The following is a 16,749-nucleotide window of genomic DNA, read 5'->3' as shown; positions in this document are numbered from 1 at the left end:
GACCCACGGCACAGGCCCCTCGCCACCGGATCGGAAGCGCTCCGGACAGGCATCCGCCCGACCGGATGCCTATCGCACCGGTGGCCCGTCATCGCGTGAGGAGCGGCAGGTGGAAATAGAGAGGGCCGACACGGCGGTCGTGTTCATTGACCCACAGAACGACGTTCTGAGCAAGGACGGAGCGAACTGGGACGCGGTGGGGGCGAGCGTCACGGAGAACATGACCGTCGAGAACATGGAGAGGATCTTCGAGGCGGCGAAGAAGGGCGGGTACGAGGTCTTCATCTCGCCCCACTACTTCTACCCGACGGACAACGGGTGGCGAATGAACGGGCCGCTCGAGACACACGAATTGGAGACACACACGTTCGCGCGGTCGGGCCAGCTCGATCTGACCGGGTTCCGGGACTCCGGGGCGGACTGGCTGGAGCGGTTCAAGCCCTACATCGAGGACGGCAGAACGGTCGTCGCCAGCCCGCACAAGGTGTTCGGACCGGAAAGCAATGACCTGGCACTGCAACTGCGCAAACGCGGAATGCAGAGGATCATCCTCGGCGGGATGCTGGCGAACATGTGCGTCGAGTCCCACATGCGTCACCTCATCGAGGAGGGATTCGAGGTCGCCGTGGTCAGGGACGCGACGGCCGGGCCCCGGCACCCGGTCTGGGGCGACGGCTACCAGGCGGCGATCATCAACTACGGCTACTTCGCGCATGCGTTGCTGTCGACGGACGAAGTGATCGACAAGATGCACTGAGCCTTTCCACGGTAGCGCCCGCGATAATGGCGTGGTCCGGATCAAGAAGACCAGCGGGGGGCGCATGTGGCCGGGTTTCGGGTGAGTCGGGGGATGCCGCTCCCGAAGTGGAGGAAACCGGCGATCGCTGCCGAGGTCTACGCGAAGTGCGTCACTCCCCGCGGCGAAGCGACCCTGGTCCGGGAACGCGGGCCGCGGACCCGTCCGGAGGGACCACGCCGACGCGGTGGAGAACTGGACGGTGTCCCTGCGGCAGGGGGAGGCCACGCTCACGGTGCACCGGCTCGTGGCGGATCCCGTGTTGCTCCGGTGGCGGGTCCGGAAGGGCTTCGAGGGTGAGGTGGACGGGGAACCGCTCCGTTTCAGCGGTACGTCCGCGTTCCGGCGTTCCCGCCGATCGGTCACGTACGAAGGACCCGCGATCGACGTCCGGATCGTGCCGCGCGCTTTCAGCCTCCGGCTTGTCGTGAAGGGGGCGGAGGCCGGCTTCCGCTCAGGGAACAGCGTGTGGGAGCTGCCGGAACCCACGGATCACGCCGTGCTGGCCGCCTGCCTCTTCGAGTGGGCCGGGCTGGATCACCTGCTCGGGACACCCGTGCTCCGGGACCTGTGACAGGCCGACGCGAGCTTCGCCGTTGCTCTGCGCGGGCCTGGCCCCTGGCTGCCCGGGGACGGATTGTCAGTGGGGCGGCCTAGGGTGGGGACGACCAGGAACCGCGACGAGAGACTGGAAGTCCCATGACGACCCTTTCCGACCGTCCGAACACCGCGCTGCTCGTCATCGACGTGCAGAACGGGGTGGTGACCGGCTCCCACAACCGGGACGACGTCATCGCGAACATCAACACCCTGATCGGCAAGGCGCGAGCCGAGGACGTGCCGGTGATCTGGGTGCAGCACTCGGACGAGGACCTCGAGAAGGGCAGCGAGGGCTGGCAGTACGTGCCGGAGCTCGTGCGTGAGGAGTCGGAGCCGCTGATCCACAAGCTCTACGGCGACTCCTTCGAGGACACCGAGCTGGAGGCGGTGCTCGCCGACCGCGGCGTGGGCCGGCTGGTCGTCACGGGCGCCCAGACCGACGCGTGCATCCGCTCGACCCTGCACGGGGGGCTCGTCCGCGGTTACGACGTCACCCTCGTCGGCGACGCGCACACCACGGAGGACCTGAGCTCGTACGGGGCGCCCGCGCCGGAGCAGGTGATCGCGCACACCAACCTGTACTGGAAGCACCAGAACGCCCCCGGGCGCCGTGGCGGCACCCTCGACACCGCCGAGGTCTCCTTCGCGGCGGCCGACGCGGGCTGAGCCCGCCGGGCCCTACGGTCCGCCTCGGAGTGGGCCGTGCGTGCGGCCCACGCCGACGGGACCGGGCGGACGGCGTCCGGTCAGAGGGCGCCGCGGCCTGCGTGGACCGCCGGGGCGTGGATCGGTCCCGCCGTGCCGCTGAGCGGGGACCCGGAGCCGCCGCGCCGCCCCGCGATGATCTCGGCGGCGATGGACACCGCCGTCTCCTGCGGGGTCAGGGCACCGATGTCGAGCCCGATCGGCGAACTCAGGCGCGTGAGTTCGGATTCGGTCAGGCCCGCGCGCCGGAGCCGTTCGAGGCGGTCCTCGTGGGTGCGCCGGGAGCCCATCGCCCCGACGAACCCCAGGAACGGCAGCCGGAGCGCCACCTCCAGCAGCGGTACGTCGAACTTCGGGTCGTGGGTGAGGACGGCCACCATCGTGCGGGCGTCGACGCGGCCGGCCTCCGACTCCGCCGCGAGGTAGCGGTGCGGCCAGGCGACGACGACCTCGTGGGCGTCGGGGAAGCGGGCCGCGGTGGTGAACACCGGGCGTGCGTCGCAGACCGTGACCCGGTGGCCGAGGAGCGCGCCCTGCCGGGCGAGGGCGGCGGCGAAGTCCGTGGCGCCGAAGACCAGCAGACGGGGCGGCGGCGCGTAGGAACGGACGAAGATCCGCCGATCGCCGTGGCGGCGCAGCCCGCTCGTGCCACGGGCCAGCATGGCGCGGGCGTCGTCGGTGACGGCGTCGTCCAGTGCGGCGGAGCCGAGCCCGCCCGAGCGTCCCTGGGGGCGTACCACCAGGCGTGTGCCGGTGCCGGGGCCGGAGACGGTCGTGGCCACGGCGACGGCCCGGCCCTCCGCCATGTCGTCGAGGACGGCGGGCAGTTCGGGGAAGCCGGCCGGGGAGACCGGCTCGACGAACACGTCGATGGTTCCGCCGCAGGTGAGACCGACGGCGAAGGCGTCGTCGTCACTGATCCCGTACTGGTGCAGTTGCGGCGTCATCGTACGGACGACCTCGCGCGCCACCTCGTACACGGCGGCTTCGACGCAGCCGCCGGACACGCTCCCGGCGACCTCGCCCCCGGCGGACACCGCCATCGCCGCGCCCGGGGGGCGGGGCGCGCTGCGGTAGGCGGCGACGACGGTGGCGAGTCCGACGGTGCGTCCCTCCTCGTACCAGGAGCGGAGGGGGCCGGCCAGCTCACGCATCGCGGGCCTCAGACGAGCCAGACGACGAGCAGGACCAGCACGACCACCGCGACGGCGGCCGGGATCGCCCGCTTGAGCACGGCGCCCCTGGCGACGCCCATGAGGTCGATCGGCTCCGGCTCCGGCGTGGTCCGCACCGGGGCGGGGGGCGGTTCGGGGGCTGGTTCGGGGGAGGGCTCCGGGGCCGGCGGCGCGCCGTCCGCGTCATGCCGGGGCTCGCCCTGCGCCTCGCCTTCCGCAAGGTCTCCCGCGGCCGTGGACGGAGACGGCGCCACAGCCGCAGCCGGGACCGAGGCCGCGGCCTCGCCCCCACCGACCGTCGCCGGCTCCGGGGTGCGCTCCTGCGCCAGTTGCCGCTCCAGGGCCTCCACGAACTGCCCGAGCAGCTTCCGGCTGACCTCCTCGATCATGCCCTTGCCGAACTGCGCGACCTTGCCGGTGATCGTCAGCTTGGTCCCGACCGTCACCAGCGTCGATTCGCCGTCGGGAACCAGCCGCGCGGTGATGCGCGCGTCCGCGTTCCCCTGCCCGCGGGCGTCGCGCCCGCGTGCCCGCAGCACCGCCGTCCGGCTGCCGGGGTCCTGCTCCTCGAAGGCGGCGGTGCCCTTGTACTGGACGGTCACCGGGCCGACCTTCACCTTCACCAGCCCGGTGTACGTGTCGCCGTCCCGCCCGGTGAGCTGGGCGCCCGGCATGCAGGGCGCGATGCGCTCGACGTCGGTGAGCAGCGCCCAGGCCTGGTCCGGCGGCAGGCTCACTCGGAACTCGTTGGTGAAGTCCATCGAGGGCAGACCTCTCTTCCGGTGGGGGCGTCGCCGGCGGTCCCGGACGGTGCCCACACCTTGGGCCCGCCGCCGCGGGCCGTCAACGCGCAGTTCAGCGTTCGCTTAAGACACCGGCTCCCTGGGCCGGACCGCCTCCGCGGTGTCCCGGACCGGCGGAACGGATTGTGTCGCAGGGTAATTGACGGTCCGTCACGCTGTTGGGGGCCTGTTCACGCGCCGTACAGCGTGCCGTGGCGTCCCATGAGCCTCCGTTGCCGATCATTCGTTCCTTCCGGGACGGCACTCGGGCAGGGGGACGGGAGTGTTCGACACGATCGCCGACTTCTTCGGCGGGCTGAGCGACGGGCAGATGTGGGCGGGCGCCGTGGTCTGCGCCGTCAGCGCCAGCGTCGTGGCCTTCTGGCTGGACCGCTACCAGGGCTGGCGGCGCATCAGCTGGAGCGAGGTCTACAACGGGCCCATCAACAAGCACATCAACAACCAGCCGCCGCCCGGGATGTGGGAGATCCACTGGCAGGGCCAGCAAATCAGCGAGGGCAGCCTGGTCATCCTGGAGGTCCGCAACTCGGGGGTGCAGACGCTCGAACCGGAGCACTTCCCGGGGCCGCTGACGTTCACCTTCGCGGGCCGGAAGGTCGTGCACTTCAAGGTCCGGGACGCCAACGAGACGCTGGAGACGGCCCTGCGGCCGCGGGTGCCCGTGCAGTCCGCCCCGGTGCCGGCCGACACCTCCCCGGCCGCCGCCCACCCTGCCGGGGCCGACTCCGGCCCCGCCGTCCGGCAGTCCGCCGCCGAGGACGCCCTGCCGCGTACGGACACGATCACCCTGCCGCTGTTCACCCTCAACCGGCGCGACCGCTTCCGCCTGCTGGTGCTCCTGGAGGACAGCCGGAACGGCTCCACGGCCAAGCCGCCCAAGATCACCGCGGGCGGGAAGGTACGCGGCGGGCGCATCAAGCGGACCGCGGGCCGGGCCAGGCGCCGGTGGGCGGCCGGCATCGTGGTGATGCTGGTGGCGGCCTTGAGCCTGGGCGCGGGCACCTACGCGAACAACCGCAGCCTCGCGCTGAACGCCACCTGCTCCGGCAGTGAGCTCACCGTGGCCGGGTCAACCGCCTTCTCCCCCCTCGCCCACCAGGTCAAGGAGTCGTACGAGGAACGCTGCACGGGGGCCAGGGTGTCGCTCGAGGCGACCGGCAGCCGCCAGGGGCTGGCGAAGCTGCGGGCCGCCCCGGCCGACGAGACCATCGCGATGGTGGACACCGTGCCCGGGCAGCCGCCGGAGAAGGGGCTCGACGGCCACCACGTCGGGGTGCTCGTCTTCGCCGTCGTGGCCAACGAGGATCTTTCCGACGACCCTGAGCTGTGGGAGCGCGGGCTGACCCAGGAGGAGCTGCGGCAGGTGTTCGCCGGAGGCACGGTGGACGACGCCGACGAGCGGTTCGAGCAGCCGCCCGTGGTGGTCGTCCGCGCGGAAGGCTCCGGGACCCGGGACGTCTTCGAGGAGCGGGTGCTCGGCACGCGCCCCACCACGCCCGCCTCCCCCTGCCCGGTCCCCGAGCGGAGCAGTGACGGTTCCGACGGGGCAGACAGGGCCGACGCGGCCGACGACAAGGGCTCCGCGAACGCCCCGAGGATCTGCTCCGTCGGGTCCACGATGGAACTGCTGGACTACGTCAACCGCACCAAGAACGCCGTGGGTTACGCCGAGGCCGACGCCCTGCCCTTCTTCCCGCACGTCCGGACCGTCCCGGTCAACGGCACGGCGCCCACGAGGGAGAGCGTGCTCGCCGGCGACTACCCCTTCTGGGCCTCCGAGGTCCTCTACACCCGCGAGGACGCGACCGGGATCACCCGCGCCTTCCTCGACTTCCTGCGCAGCCGCGGCGTCTCCAAGCTCCTCGAGGGCCGGGGCTTCCTGCCGTGCCGGGAACTGGAGGACTCCCGGGTGGAGGAGATGAAGTGCGGTGACGGCTGACGCGCGCCGGCGCGCGGGGGCGGCGGCGGGTCAGCTCCAGAGGGTGACGTGGACGGGCGGCCGGAACTCCGTCAGCGGGACGCCGTTGGAGCGGGCCAGCAGGGCCTGGGTGGCGGCGGGGGTCGTGACGAACCGGCACAGTGCGGCGGCGACGGCGGAGCGGCGGTCCGGGGCGAGTGTGCTCGCGTAGAGCATGCCGTTGACGGGCAGGCCGAGGACGTCGAGGACGACGAGGTGGGAGCGGCGCAGCTCCTCGCGCACGACGTGCAGCAGGGCCAGCGTCACCCCGTCGCCCGCGGCGACGGCGTTGAGCGAGGCGGTCACGCTCGGGAAGGCGGTGGCCTTGGCGGGGTCGACGCCGATGCGGGAGAGGAGGGCGCCGGCGAGGGTGTCGGGGTCCATGCCGGCGGGGCCGAGGAGCCAGGGCTCGCGGCTGAGCCGGCCGGGCGCGATGCGGGACTGCTGCCGCAGGGGGTGACCGGGCGCCGCGACGACGACCAGCTGGAAGCGGAGGAAGGGCACGGACTCGATCGCCGGGTGCGCTGCGGGCGCGGGCCCGATCGTGACGTCGGCCCTGCGGTCCCTGAGGAGTTCGCCGAAGACCCCGACGGGCACCGCGAGGGTGTCGGCGTCCAGGTCGGGCTGGCGCCGCCCGAAGGCCGCGAGCAGGGCGGGGAGCACCTGCTCGGCGCCGGTCTCGGTGGAGGCGACGCGCAGTTGGGCGGTGCCGGCGCTGGCCTGCCGCACCCGGTGGCGGGTCTCCTCGGCCAGGCCGACGATCTCGGCGGCCCCCGCGGCGAGGCGCTGGCCGCCGGGGGTCAGGCTGATGCCGCCGCCGGAGCGGATGAACAGGACGTCGCCCAGTTCGCGGCGGAGCGCCGCGACGGCCCCGGAGACGGCGGGCTCGGTGACGCCCAGCGACTCGGCGGCGGCCTTGACCGATCCCAGCCGGGCCACGGCGACGAAGGCCCGCAACTGCGTGAGCGTCATGGGGACATTACATCTGTTCGAGCGTCAACTGTCGCAGTCCGTATTAACCATTCTCTTCAGTTGCCGTTGACCGGTCCCGTCCGCGGCGCGAGTGTTCCCCCCACATGCACCCCGCAACGACCCACACCGTCCACCGTCCGGGCAGGGAAGGAGGGTGCCGTGCAGGTACCCGCTTCGTTCGAGTACCAGCGGGCGCAGAGCGTGGAGGAGGCCCTGGAACTGCTGGGGCGCTTCGGCGAGGAGGCAAGGGTCCTCGCGGGAGGGCACAGCCTGCTCCCCATGATGAAACTGCGTCTGGCCGGGCCGGAGGTGCTCGTCGACATCAACGACCTCACCGAACTCGACCACATCGACGAGACCGGCGGCGAGCTGCGGGTCGGGGCCCTCACCCGGCACCGCACCCTCCTGGAGTCGCAGCTGGTCGGCCGGCACTTCCCGATCATCCACGACGCCGAGCGGGTGATCGCCGACCCGCCGGTCCGCAACCGCGGCACCATCGGCGGCTCTCTGTGCCAGGCCGACCCCTCCGAGGACCTGTCGGCGGTGTGCGCGGCGCTGCACGCGGTGGCCGTGATCCGCGGCGCGGACGGCGAACGCGTCGTCCCCATGGCCGACTTCCACCGCGGCCCGTACGAGACGGCGATCGGCGCCGGGGAGATGCTCACCGAGGTGCGCTTCCCCGTACGGCCGGGCTCCGGCAGCGCCTACGAGAAGCTGGAGCGCAAGGCCGGCGACTGGGCGGTGGCGGCGGCCGGGGTGGCGCTCTGCCTGGACGGCGGGCGCATGACGCACGTCGGGGTCGGTCTGGCGGCGGTCGGCGCCGACGGGCTGCACGCGCAGGCGGTGCAGGGGCTCCTGGAGGGCCGTGAGCCGTCGCCGGAGCTCGTCGAGGAGGCCGGGCGCGTGGCGTCGGCGAGCTGCTCGCCCGTCACCGACAGCCGCGGGAGCGCGGACTACAAGCGGCACCTGGCCGGAGAACTGACCAAGAGGGCCCTGCGGCGCGCCGTCGCCCGGGCCGCCGCCCCGGCCACGGCCGCGAAGGAGGGATGACGGACGTGCGGATCACGGTGAACGTCAACGGCGAGGACCACACCCGTGAGGTGGAGGCCCGCCATCTGCTCGTCCGCTTCCTCCGTGACGACCTGGAGCTGACCGGGACGCACTGGGGCTGCGACACCAGCAACTGCGGGACCTGCGTGGTGCTGATGGACGGCGAGCCGGTCAAGAGCTGTACGGTCCTGGCCGCCATGGCCGAGGGCCACGAGGTCCGCACCGTCGAGGGGCTCGCGGACGGGGACCGGCTCGACCCGGTGCAGCAGGGCTTCATCGAGGAGCACGGGCTGCAGTGCGGCTTCTGCACCCCGGGGATGATGCTCAGCGGCCGGGCGCTGCTGGACCGCAACCCCGACCCGACGGAGGACGAGGTCCGCGAGGCCATCTCGGGGCAGCTGTGCCGGTGCACGGGCTACCTCAACATCGTCAAGGCCATCCGGTGGGCCGCCGCCCACGAGTCCGCCGGCCGTGAGGAAGCGGGGAGCCAGGCATGACCACCGTCGAGGAACCCGCGGGCCCGGCAGCTCCCGCCGCCGCTCCCGCCGCCCCCGCCGAGGAGCGGCCGATCGGCTTCGGCCGGATGAAGCGCAAGGAGGACCCGCGCTTCGTCCGCGGCAAGGGCCGCTACGTGGACGACGTGAAGCTGCCCGGGATGCTCCACGGGGCGGTGTTGCGCAGCCCCTTCGCGCACGCCCGGATCGTGTCCGTCGACACCTCCGCCGCCGAGGCGCACCCCAAGGTGAAGGCCGTGATCACCGGGGCGACGCTGGCGGGGCTGGGCCTTGCGTGGATGCCGACGCTGTCGATGGACACCCAGGCGGTGCTCGCCACCGACAAGGTGCGCTTCCAGGGCCAGGAGGTCGCCTTCGTCGTTGCCGAGGACCACTACGCGGCCCGTGACGCCATCGAGCTGATCGACGTGGACTACGAGCCGCTCGACCCGGTCGTCGACGCCCGCCGCGCCCTCGACCCGGCCGCGCCGGTCATCCGCGACGACCTGGAGGGCCGTACCGACAACCACATCTTCGACTGGGAGGCCGGCGACCGGGCCGCCACCGACGAGGTGTTCGCCGGCGCGGACGTCGTCGTCGAGCAGACGATGCTCTACCCGCGTGTGCACCCCGCGCCGCTGGAGACCTGCGGCGCGGTGGCCTCCATGGACCCCGTCGACGGCAAGCTGACGCTGTGGACGACCACCCAGGCGCCGCACGCGCACCGCACCCTGTACGCGATGGTCGCGGGGCTGCCCGAGCACAAGATCCGGGTCATCTCCCCCGACATCGGCGGCGGGTTCGGCAACAAGGTCGGCATCTACCCCGGTTACGTGTGCGCGGTGGTCGGCTCGATCGTCACGGGCCGGCCGGTGAAGTGGGTGGAGGACCGCTCCGAGAACCTGATGAGCACCTCCTTCGCCCGCGACTACCACATGACCGGGCAGGTCGCGGCGACCCGCGAGGGGCGGATCCTCGGGGTGCGCGTCAAGGTCCTCGCCGACCACGGCGCCTTCAACTCCACGGCGCAGCCCACCAAGTACCCGGCGGGCTTCTTCCACATCTTCACCGGTTCGTACGACATCGAGGCCGCGCACTGTGAGGTCACCGGCGTCTACACCAACAAGGCGCCGGGCGGGGTGGCCTACGCCTGCTCCTTCCGCGTCACCGAGGCCGTCTACCTGATCGAGCGCATGGTGGACTGCCTGGCCGCCGAACTCGGCGCCGACCCGGCGGAGCTGCGGATGCGCAACCTGCTGCGGCCCGAGCAGTTCCCATACCAGAACAAGACGGGCTGGGAGTACGACTCCGGCGACTACCCGGCCTGCCTGCGCAAGGCGATGGACCTCGCGGGGTACGAGGATCTGCGCCGCGAGCAGGCGGAGAAGCGCGAGCGCGGCGAACTGATGGGCATCGGGCTGTCGTTCTTCACCGAGACGGTCGGCGCGGGCCCGCGCAAACACATGGACATCCTGGGCCTGGGCATGGCCGACGGCTGCGAGCTGCGCGTCCACCCCACCGGCAAGGCCGTGGTGCGGCTGAGCGTGCAGACGCAGGGCCAGGGCCACGAGACGACGTTCGCGCAGATCGTCGCCGAGGAACTGGGCATCCCTCCCGAGGACATCGACGTCGTCCACGGCGACACCGACCAGACGCCGTTCGGCCTGGGCACCTACGGCTCGCGCTCCACCCCGGTGTCGGGCGCGGCCGCCGCGCTGGTGGCGCGCAAGGTGCGCGACAAGGCGCGGATCATCGCGGGGGCGATGCTGGAGGTGTCCCCGGAGGACCTGGAGTGGACCAAGGGCCGCTGGTCGGTCAAGGGCGACCCGGCGATGACCCGGACGATCCAGGAGATCGCCCTGGCGGCGCACGGCGCGCTGGAGCTGCCGGAGGGCGTCGAGGGCCATCTGGAGGCCACGACGGTCTACAACCCGCCCAACCTGACGTTCCCGTTCGGGGCGTACGTCTGCGTGGTCGACGTCGACCCGGGCACGGGCGCGGTGAAGGTGCGCCGGTTCATCGCGGTGGACGACTGCGGGACGCGCATCAACCCCATGATCATCGAGGGGCAGGTGCACGGCGGCCTCGCGGACGGGGTCGGCATGGCCCTGATGGAGTTCATCGGCTTCGACGAGGACGGCAACTGCCTGTCCGGCTCCTTCATGGACTACCTGCTGCCGACCGCGCTGGAGGTGCCGGCCTGGGAGCTGGGGCACACCGTGACGCCGTCCCCGCACCACCCGATCGGCGCCAAGGGCATCGGCGAGTCCGCGACGGTCGGCTCGCCCCCGGCGGTGGTCAACGCGGTGCTGGACGCGATCGGCGTGCGCCACGCCGACATGCCGCTCACGCCCGGCCGGGTGTGGCAGGCGATGCGGCACGGCCAGGTCGAGGCGCCGCAGTGAGCGGGGCTCCGGCGCTGGACGAGCGGATCGCCGAACTCACGGCGCCGCACGTCCCGTTCGTCCGGGCGACCGTGGTGCGCGCCCGCCGCCCGGCGAGCGCGCGCCCCGGCGACACCGCCGTGGTGCTGGAGGACGGCAGGATGGAGGGGTTCGTCGGCGGCGTCTGCGCGGAGGCGACGGTCCGCGCGCAGGCGCTGCTGACGCTGGCGAGCGGCGAGGCGTTGCTGCTGCGGATCTCCCCGGAGGCGGCCGAGGAGGACGCCGCCGGGGCGGCGGAGGCCGAGGAGGGGGCGCTGAGCCTGCGCAACCCGTGCCTGTCGGGCGGCGAACTGGAGATCTTCCTCGAACCCCGGCGCCCCGTCCCACGGGTCCTCGTACTGGGCGACACGCCCATCGCCCGCGCCCTGACCGGCTTCGGCCCCGCCCTCGGCTACGAGGTCGCGGGGCCCCCGGCCGGGGGGTTCGACGCGGAGGCGCTCGCCGGCGTCCACGCGGTCGTCGTGGCCTCGCACGGGCGCGAGGAGGAGGCCGCGCTGACGGCGGCGGTGCGCGCGGGAGTGCCGTACGTCGGCCTGGTGGCCAGCCCGCGGCGCGGGGCGGCGGTGGTCGGCGGGCTGGACCTGACGCGCGAGCAGCGCGAGGCGGTCAGGACGCCGGCGGGCCTGTGGATCGGCGCCCGCACACCGGGCGAGGTCGCGCTGTCCATCCTCGCCGAGGTGGTCGCCTCGGTGCGGGGCGGGGACGGGGGGCGGGGCCCGGCCGCCGCGGAGGTGCCCGCGGGCGGGCCGGAGGGCGGGGAGGGCGCGCCCACCGCGCTCGACCCCGTCTGCGGGATGACGGTGGCCGCCGTGCCCGGCACCCCGTACTCCGACGCCGGGGGCGAACGCCGCTGGTTCTGCTGCGAGGGCTGCCGCACCGCGTTCGAGGCCGGCCGCGGCGACCGCGCGGAGGCGCGGTGAGCACGTTCACCGAGCGGCGCGTCCCGGACCCGGCCGGGCTGCGCCGCGCCCTCGACGAACTCGGCTACCTCGCGGACCCCGGACTGGTCACCGCGCTGTTCCTGGCGCTGCGACTGCCGCAGCCGCTGCTGCTGGAGGGCGAGGCCGGGGTCGGCAAGACGGAGGCCGCGAAGGCGCTGGCCGAGGTGCTGGGCGGACCGCTGGTGCGGCTGCAGTGCTACGACGGCCTCGACGCGGCGGAAGCGCTGTACGAGTGGAACCACGCGCGTCAACTGCTGGGCATCCGGCTCGCCGAGTCGCGCGGTGAACGGCTGGCCGAGGCCGACCTGTTCACGGAGGAGTACCTGCTGCGGCGCCCGGTGCTGACCGCGCTCACCCATCCGGGCCCGGAGCCCGCGGTGCTGCTGATCGACGAGATCGACCGGGCGGACGACGACTTCGAGGCGTTCCTGCTGGAGGTGCTGGCCGAGTCGGCGGTGACGATCCCGGAGGTCGGCACCGTCCGGGCCGTGGTGCCCCCGGTGGTGGTGCTCACCTCGAACCGGACCCGTGATCTGCACGACGCCCTGAAGCGGCGCTGCCTCTACCACTGGATCGACTACCCCGACCCCGAGCGCCTGGTGCGGATCGTCCGCCGCCGGGTGCCGGGGACCTCGGCGGAACTCGCGGAGGCGATCTCGGCGGCGGTGCGGCGGCTGCGCGGCCTGGGGATCCAGAAGGCCCCGGGCATCGCCGAGAGCATCGACTGGCTCGCGGCGCTCGCCCTGCTCGGCGTACGGCGGCTGGACGCGGAGGCCGCCGGGGCGACGCTGGGCACGCTGCTGAAGTACCGGGAGGACCAGGAACTGGTGCGGGAGCGGGGCCTGGAGTGGCTCGTGGGCAGCGGCCGTGACACCTGAACCGGCGTCCGCGCCACCGGTGGGGCCGCCGCTCCCGCGGTTCGACACGGCCGAGTTCGGCGGCCGGCTCGGTGAGGCGCTGCGCCGCGCGGGCCTGCCGGTCACCCCCGACCGGACGGTGTGCTTCCTGCGGTCGCTGCGGCTGGTGCCCCCGGTGGACCGCGACGCGCTGTACTGGACGGCGCGGCTCGCCTTCGTCACCGACCGGGAGCTGATCGCGCCCTTCGAGGGCGTCTTCGAGGCCGTCTTCGGCGGGCTCGGGGGCGTACCCGCGGAGCGCGGCGACCGCGCCGGCGCCCCGCAGGGCGCCGGCGAGGAGGGCGTGCGGGCCCCGTCGCCCGGCGCCCGTACGGCACCGGGCCGGGCCCCCGCCGGCGCGGGTCCGGTACGGGTGGCGGGCACCTCCCGCACCGGGGAGGACGCGGACGGCCCCACGGGGACGGCGCCGACGCTGGGAAGCACCGCGGAGGTCCTCGCGCACAAGGACTTCGCCGCCCTGGAGGCCGCGGAACTGGCCGACCTGGACCGGCTGATGGAGCTGATCGCACTGCACACCCCGCTGCGCAGGACCCGGCGCCGCGACGCCGACCCGCACGGCCGGCGGGTGGACCCGCGCCGCACGCTGCGCGCGATCCGCGCGACGGGACTGGAACCCGTGCGCCTGGCCCGGTCGCGCCACCGGACGCGGCGCCGCACGCTGGTGCTGCTGTGCGACGTCTCGGGCTCGATGGAACCGTACGCCCGTGCCTACCTCAGGCTCTTCCCCCGCGCGGCGGCGGTGGGCGTCGCCGCCGAGGCATTCGTCTTCGCCACCCGCCTGACCCGGCTCACCCCGGTGCTGCGCCACAGCGGGCGGTACGGGGTGGACGCGGCGCTGCGCCGGGCCGGGGCCGCGGCCCCCGACTGGTCGGGCGGCACCCGGATCGGGCACGCGCTGGCGGAGTTCAACGACCGGTTCGGGCGCCGGGGCATGGCACGAGGCGCGGTCGTGGTGATCTTCTCCGACGGGTGGGAGGGCGAGGACCCGCGGGCCGTGGGACGCGAGACGGCCCGGCTGCGGCGGCTGGCCCACCGTGTGGTGTGGGTCAATCCGCGCAAGGCGGCTCCGGGGTACCGCCCGCTGGCCGGCGGCATGGCGGCGGCCCTCCCCCACTGCGACGCGTTCGTCAGCGGGCACACCTTCGCCGCGCTCGCGGAGGTGGCGGAGGCGATCGGCGGGAGGACGTACCGGGACGGGCACCGGAGCGCGAACCGCGGGGGAACCCGAACACGCCGAAGTGCGGCGGGAAAAGAAAGGGAATGGGGAAGCGGACGGGGGCCGGGCTGACGGGAAACGAGATCCCGGCGGCCCGGCCACCTGTTCTCACCTTCGTTCGCTGGTATTTCAGTCCCGGTATTCGCGGGAATCGCGGTACGGGTCGACCTGACCGCCTCCGAATGCCTCGAAACGCGAGGCGGGTGCCGGGACGTGATAAGTCGCCGGCGCCGCGTGGCGCGGGGCTTCGGGGGCCGGACGGTTCTCGTGCGGCAGGGGCGTGAATTCCTGCCGCGGCGCCGTCCGGGCGTTCCCGGCGGCCGCGACGGGATTGACCAGGACGGCGAAGAGGACGAGCAGCACCTCGATGCCGCGGCCGATGACGAGCGGCGCGACGAGGGCAATGCCGGTGACGCCGTCCCTGCTCGCGATGCCGGTCACGCTCCGCACCGTGACGGCCGTCATCCCCGTGTAGTGCATGCCGCTGATGGCGATCGCCATCACCAGCGAGGCCCCCACCGTCGCGCGGGGCCCGGTCACCCGCAGGGTGAACCACAGGGCCGCGGTGGCGGCCACCACCGCGACGCGGGCGGCGCCCCGCGGCGATGTCGCGGGGGACGCCGCGGGCGTTCCCAGCGAGGACAGCGCACGTGACCGTCAGGTCGAAGCCGCTGCCGCGCTTGGGACTCCAAGCCGGACTGAGGCGTGACGTACGGCGGCGCCGCTACGGCCGCGCGCGGTGCCGGAGGGTGCTCGCGTACGCGCGCAGGAGGGTGAGCAGGGCGGGGCCCAGCGGACGCGGCGCGGGCCGCCGGGCCAGCGTCGCGCCGGCGCGCTCCGCGCTTCGCAGCCGGTGGCCCTGGAGCGTGATGAGGGCGCGCACCATGGGCCGGTTGGGCCCGGGGACGAGGTCCACCAGTGCGCGCGCACCGGCGAGCCCCGCCCGGACCAGCCCGGCCTGCTCGCGGACGAGGGCCGAGACCTGCTCCGGGCGCGACTCCGGTCCGGAGTCCCGCTCCAGCGCCGCGCGGTCCAGGCCGTGGCGGGCGAGCGCGTCCTCGGGGACGCCCAGCCGCCCTTCCGCGAGGTCCTCCGCCATGTCCTCCAGGAAGTCCAGTCGCTGGGCGGCCTCGATGAAGGTGCGGCAGGCGGCGCGGTAGGCGTCGAAGCCGCCGTCCGGCGCGAGCAGTCCCGCGACCAGGAGGAAGGCGGGCAGCGAGTACGCGTCGACGTAGGCCTGGAAGTCGTCCTCGGTGGCGAAGCCGCGCCACTCGGCGTCGGCGGGGGCGGCGACGAGGTAGTCCGCGACGATGCCGCGCAGCACCGGCCGCCGGGTGACGGTGTGCGCGAGGGCGCGCGTCAGGGCGTCCGCCGGGTCGGCCCCGGCGAGGGCCGCCGTGACCTGCTCCTCCCATGCCCCGAAGGCACGGCGGCCGTCCGCACCACGGTCCAGGAGGTTGTCGCCGTGGTGCATGAAGGCGGTGGCCGCGAGGGCGTCGGGGACGAGCGGCGCCGGCAGCAGCAGCCGCACGGCCGCGTACGAGGCCCGGTCGAAGCCCGCGACCACGCCGCGTTGCGCGGTGTACGCCTCGCGCAGGGCGGGGTCGGTGATGCCGGCCCGGTCGAGGGTCTTCCGCCAACTGGTCATCGCGCCGCCCCACTCCCGTCGTCCGCCGGCCGGACACCACCGATGATCACCCAAACGCAGAAAAACCCGCAAACTCACTGGCGTGATCCCGCCGCACCCCCGCTGACCTGGGCCACCCCCCTTCCGGGAGCGGGCAGAAACGGGCGTACTCCGGCCTTGTACGGGCTGACCGCCCCGCTCCCCCCGGCGGTATAAATCTCGGGCGGGCAGAAACGGGCGGCCGATGCCCGAACGGCCATGACGGAACCGGGACCAGGGAGGTGCGGCCATGCGCGGCGACGAACGGCAGCACAGGATCCTCGCGCTGGTGCGGCAGGCCGGACGGGTGGAGGTCACGGCGCTGGCCGCGGACTTCAAGGTCGCACCGGAGACGATCCGCCGCGACCTGAGCGAGTTGGAGCGGCGCGGACTCGTCCGCCGTACCCACGGCGGGGCGTACCCCGTGGAGAGCGCCGGCTTCGAGACCGACCTCGCCCGCCGCGAGACCCACCAGGTGGAAGGCAAGCGTCGGATCGCCGCGGCGGGGGTGAAGCTGCTCGGCGAGGCGGAGACCGTCTTCGTCGACGAGGGCTACACCCAGCAGTTGCTGGCGGCGCTGCTCCCCACCGACCGGCCGCTGACCGTGGTGACCGCCTCGCTGCCGACCGCGGCGGCGGTCGCCCAGTCCCCCGAGACCACCGTGCTGCTGCTCGGGGGCCGGGTACGGGGCCGCACCCTGGCCACCGTCGGCTCCTGGGCCACCCAGATGCTGTCCTCCTTCGTCATCGACCTGGCGATCATGGGGGCCAACGGCATATCCCGCGACTTCGGCCTGACCACCCCCGATCCCGTCGTCGCGGACGTCAAGGCGCAGGCGGTGCGCTCCGCGCGGCGCCGTGTGCTGGTCGGGATCCACACCAAGTTCGGCGCCTCGAGCTTCTGCCGGTTCGCGGAGGTCGGCGACTTCGAGACGATCGTCACCGACACGGGCCTGCCGGCCCCCGAGGCCCACCGCTACTCGCTGCTCGGCCCGAACGTCATCCGCGTCTGAC

General features: G+C 73.7%; 16 protein-coding genes. 11 read left to right on the top strand and 5 right to left on the bottom strand.

Features of this window, described 5'->3' with window-relative positions:
* Positions 1-109 precede the first annotated feature (109 nt).
* The 3 genes from ACFZAU_RS01495 to ACFZAU_RS01485 all read left to right on the top strand — a co-directional run bounded on the left by ACFZAU_RS01495 (position 110) and on the right by ACFZAU_RS01485 (position 2,062).
* Positions 110-757 carry a cysteine hydrolase family protein gene (locus ACFZAU_RS01495; protein ID WP_500550560.1) on the top strand — a complete coding sequence of 216 codons (648 nt, stop codon included), beginning with the start codon at positions 110-112 and terminating at the stop codon, positions 755-757.
* 226 nt (positions 758-983) lie between these two features.
* Complete coding sequence (locus tag ACFZAU_RS01490) at positions 984-1,370, top strand: hypothetical protein (protein WP_500550559.1); 387 nt, start codon at positions 984-986, stop codon at positions 1,368-1,370.
* A 125-nt stretch (positions 1,371-1,495) separates the two neighbouring features.
* Positions 1,496-2,062 (top strand): cysteine hydrolase family protein, encoded by a 567-nt coding sequence (locus ACFZAU_RS01485; RefSeq protein WP_500550558.1) that lies wholly within the window; start codon positions 1,496-1,498, stop codon positions 2,060-2,062.
* A gap of 80 nt (positions 2,063-2,142) precedes the next feature.
* Here ACFZAU_RS01485 and ACFZAU_RS01480 read toward each other — a convergent pair whose 3' ends face one another.
* Positions 2,143-3,255, bottom strand: coding sequence for an XdhC family protein (locus tag ACFZAU_RS01480; RefSeq protein ID WP_500550557.1), 1,113 nt, complete (start codon positions 3,253-3,255; stop codon positions 2,143-2,145).
* A gap of 8 nt (positions 3,256-3,263) precedes the next feature.
* Positions 3,264-4,037 (bottom strand): SRPBCC family protein, encoded by a 774-nt coding sequence (locus ACFZAU_RS01475; RefSeq protein ID WP_500550556.1) that lies wholly within the window; start codon positions 4,035-4,037, stop codon positions 3,264-3,266.
* A gap of 304 nt (positions 4,038-4,341) precedes the next feature.
* On the opposite strand from ACFZAU_RS01475, the gene ACFZAU_RS01470 reads away from it, so the two are divergent.
* A complete protein-coding gene (locus ACFZAU_RS01470; protein ID WP_500550555.1) occupies positions 4,342-6,018 on the top strand; it encodes a substrate-binding domain-containing protein in 1,677 nt (558 codons plus the stop codon).
* A gap of 30 nt (positions 6,019-6,048) precedes the next feature.
* Here ACFZAU_RS01470 and ACFZAU_RS01465 read toward each other — a convergent pair whose 3' ends face one another.
* On the bottom strand, positions 6,049-7,008 hold the full coding sequence (locus tag ACFZAU_RS01465; RefSeq protein ID WP_499602895.1) for a LysR family transcriptional regulator: 960 nt from the start codon (positions 7,006-7,008) through the stop codon (positions 6,049-6,051).
* 159 nt (positions 7,009-7,167) lie between these two features.
* On the opposite strand from ACFZAU_RS01465, the gene ACFZAU_RS01460 reads away from it, so the two are divergent.
* From ACFZAU_RS01460 to ACFZAU_RS01435, 6 genes are read left to right on the top strand one after another with little or no spacing between them, the layout of a single operon-like run.
* Complete coding sequence (locus ACFZAU_RS01460) at positions 7,168-8,058, top strand: FAD binding domain-containing protein (protein ID WP_500550554.1); 891 nt, start codon at positions 7,168-7,170, stop codon at positions 8,056-8,058.
* A complete protein-coding gene (locus ACFZAU_RS01455; protein WP_499602898.1) occupies positions 8,055-8,555 on the top strand; it encodes a (2Fe-2S)-binding protein in 501 nt (166 codons plus the stop codon). Before ACFZAU_RS01460 ends, ACFZAU_RS01455 begins: the two co-directional genes overlap by 4 nt.
* The gene (locus tag ACFZAU_RS01450) at positions 8,552-10,957 is read left to right on the top strand and encodes an aerobic carbon-monoxide dehydrogenase large subunit (RefSeq protein ID WP_500550553.1); all 2,406 of its coding nucleotides are present in this window, start codon (positions 8,552-8,554) and stop codon (positions 10,955-10,957) included. The genes ACFZAU_RS01455 and ACFZAU_RS01450 overlap by 4 nt, the downstream gene beginning before the upstream one ends.
* Complete coding sequence (locus ACFZAU_RS01445) at positions 10,954-11,916, top strand: XdhC family protein (protein ID WP_500550552.1); 963 nt, start codon at positions 10,954-10,956, stop codon at positions 11,914-11,916. The genes ACFZAU_RS01450 and ACFZAU_RS01445 overlap by 4 nt, the downstream gene beginning before the upstream one ends.
* A complete protein-coding gene (locus ACFZAU_RS01440) occupies positions 11,913-12,815 on the top strand; it encodes an AAA family ATPase (protein WP_500550551.1) in 903 nt (300 codons plus the stop codon). Before ACFZAU_RS01445 ends, ACFZAU_RS01440 begins: the two co-directional genes overlap by 4 nt.
* Entirely contained in the window at positions 12,805-14,142 is a 1,338-nt protein-coding gene (locus ACFZAU_RS01435; RefSeq protein WP_500550550.1) for a vWA domain-containing protein, read from the top strand. The genes ACFZAU_RS01440 and ACFZAU_RS01435 overlap by 11 nt, the downstream gene beginning before the upstream one ends.
* A 57-nt stretch (positions 14,143-14,199) precedes the next feature.
* Here ACFZAU_RS01435 and ACFZAU_RS01430 read toward each other — a convergent pair whose 3' ends face one another.
* Both ACFZAU_RS01430 and ACFZAU_RS01425 read right to left on the bottom strand, forming a co-directional pair.
* The gene (locus ACFZAU_RS01430) at positions 14,200-14,646 is read right to left on the bottom strand and encodes a hypothetical protein (RefSeq protein WP_500550549.1); all 447 of its coding nucleotides are present in this window, start codon (positions 14,644-14,646) and stop codon (positions 14,200-14,202) included.
* A 148-nt stretch (positions 14,647-14,794) separates the two neighbouring features.
* On the bottom strand, positions 14,795-15,718 hold the full coding sequence (locus ACFZAU_RS01425; protein WP_500550548.1) for a squalene/phytoene synthase family protein: 924 nt from the start codon (positions 15,716-15,718) through the stop codon (positions 14,795-14,797).
* 268 nt (positions 15,719-15,986) lie between these two features.
* On the opposite strand from ACFZAU_RS01425, the gene ACFZAU_RS01420 reads away from it, so the two are divergent.
* Entirely contained in the window at positions 15,987-16,748 is a 762-nt protein-coding gene (locus ACFZAU_RS01420) for a DeoR/GlpR family DNA-binding transcription regulator (RefSeq protein WP_500550547.1), read from the top strand.
* Position 16,749: the final 1 nt, after the last annotated feature.

It is taken from the genome of Streptomyces sp. NPDC008238, assembly GCF_042956445.1.
Lineage (GTDB): Bacteria > Actinomycetota > Actinomycetes > Streptomycetales > Streptomycetaceae > Actinacidiphila.
The sequence above is the reverse complement of the archived record's forward strand: the minus strand, read 5'-3'. Positions and strand labels throughout refer to the sequence as shown.

What these genes read in the sequence shown, in the direction of transcription:
- ACFZAU_RS01485 (WP_500550558.1), top strand. Translation starts at nt 1,496, where the DNA reads ATGACGACCCTTTCCGACCGTCCGAACACCGCGCTGCTCGTCATCGAC.
- ACFZAU_RS01480 (WP_500550557.1), bottom strand. Translation starts at nt 3,255, where the DNA reads ATGCGTGAGCTGGCCGGCCCCCTCCGCTCCTGGTACGAGGAGGGACGC.
- ACFZAU_RS01475 (WP_500550556.1), bottom strand. Translation starts at nt 4,037, where the DNA reads ATGGACTTCACCAACGAGTTCCGAGTGAGCCTGCCGCCGGACCAGGCC.
- ACFZAU_RS01465 (WP_499602895.1), bottom strand. Translation starts at nt 7,008, where the DNA reads ATGACGCTCACGCAGTTGCGGGCCTTCGTCGCCGTGGCCCGGCTGGGA.
- ACFZAU_RS01455 (WP_499602898.1), top strand. Translation starts at nt 8,055, where the DNA reads ATGACGGACGTGCGGATCACGGTGAACGTCAACGGCGAGGACCACACC.
- ACFZAU_RS01450 (WP_500550553.1), top strand. Translation starts at nt 8,552, where the DNA reads ATGACCACCGTCGAGGAACCCGCGGGCCCGGCAGCTCCCGCCGCCGCT.
- ACFZAU_RS01425 (WP_500550548.1), bottom strand. Translation starts at nt 15,718, where the DNA reads ATGACCAGTTGGCGGAAGACCCTCGACCGGGCCGGCATCACCGACCCC.
- ACFZAU_RS01420 (WP_500550547.1), top strand. Translation starts at nt 15,987, where the DNA reads ATGCGCGGCGACGAACGGCAGCACAGGATCCTCGCGCTGGTGCGGCAG.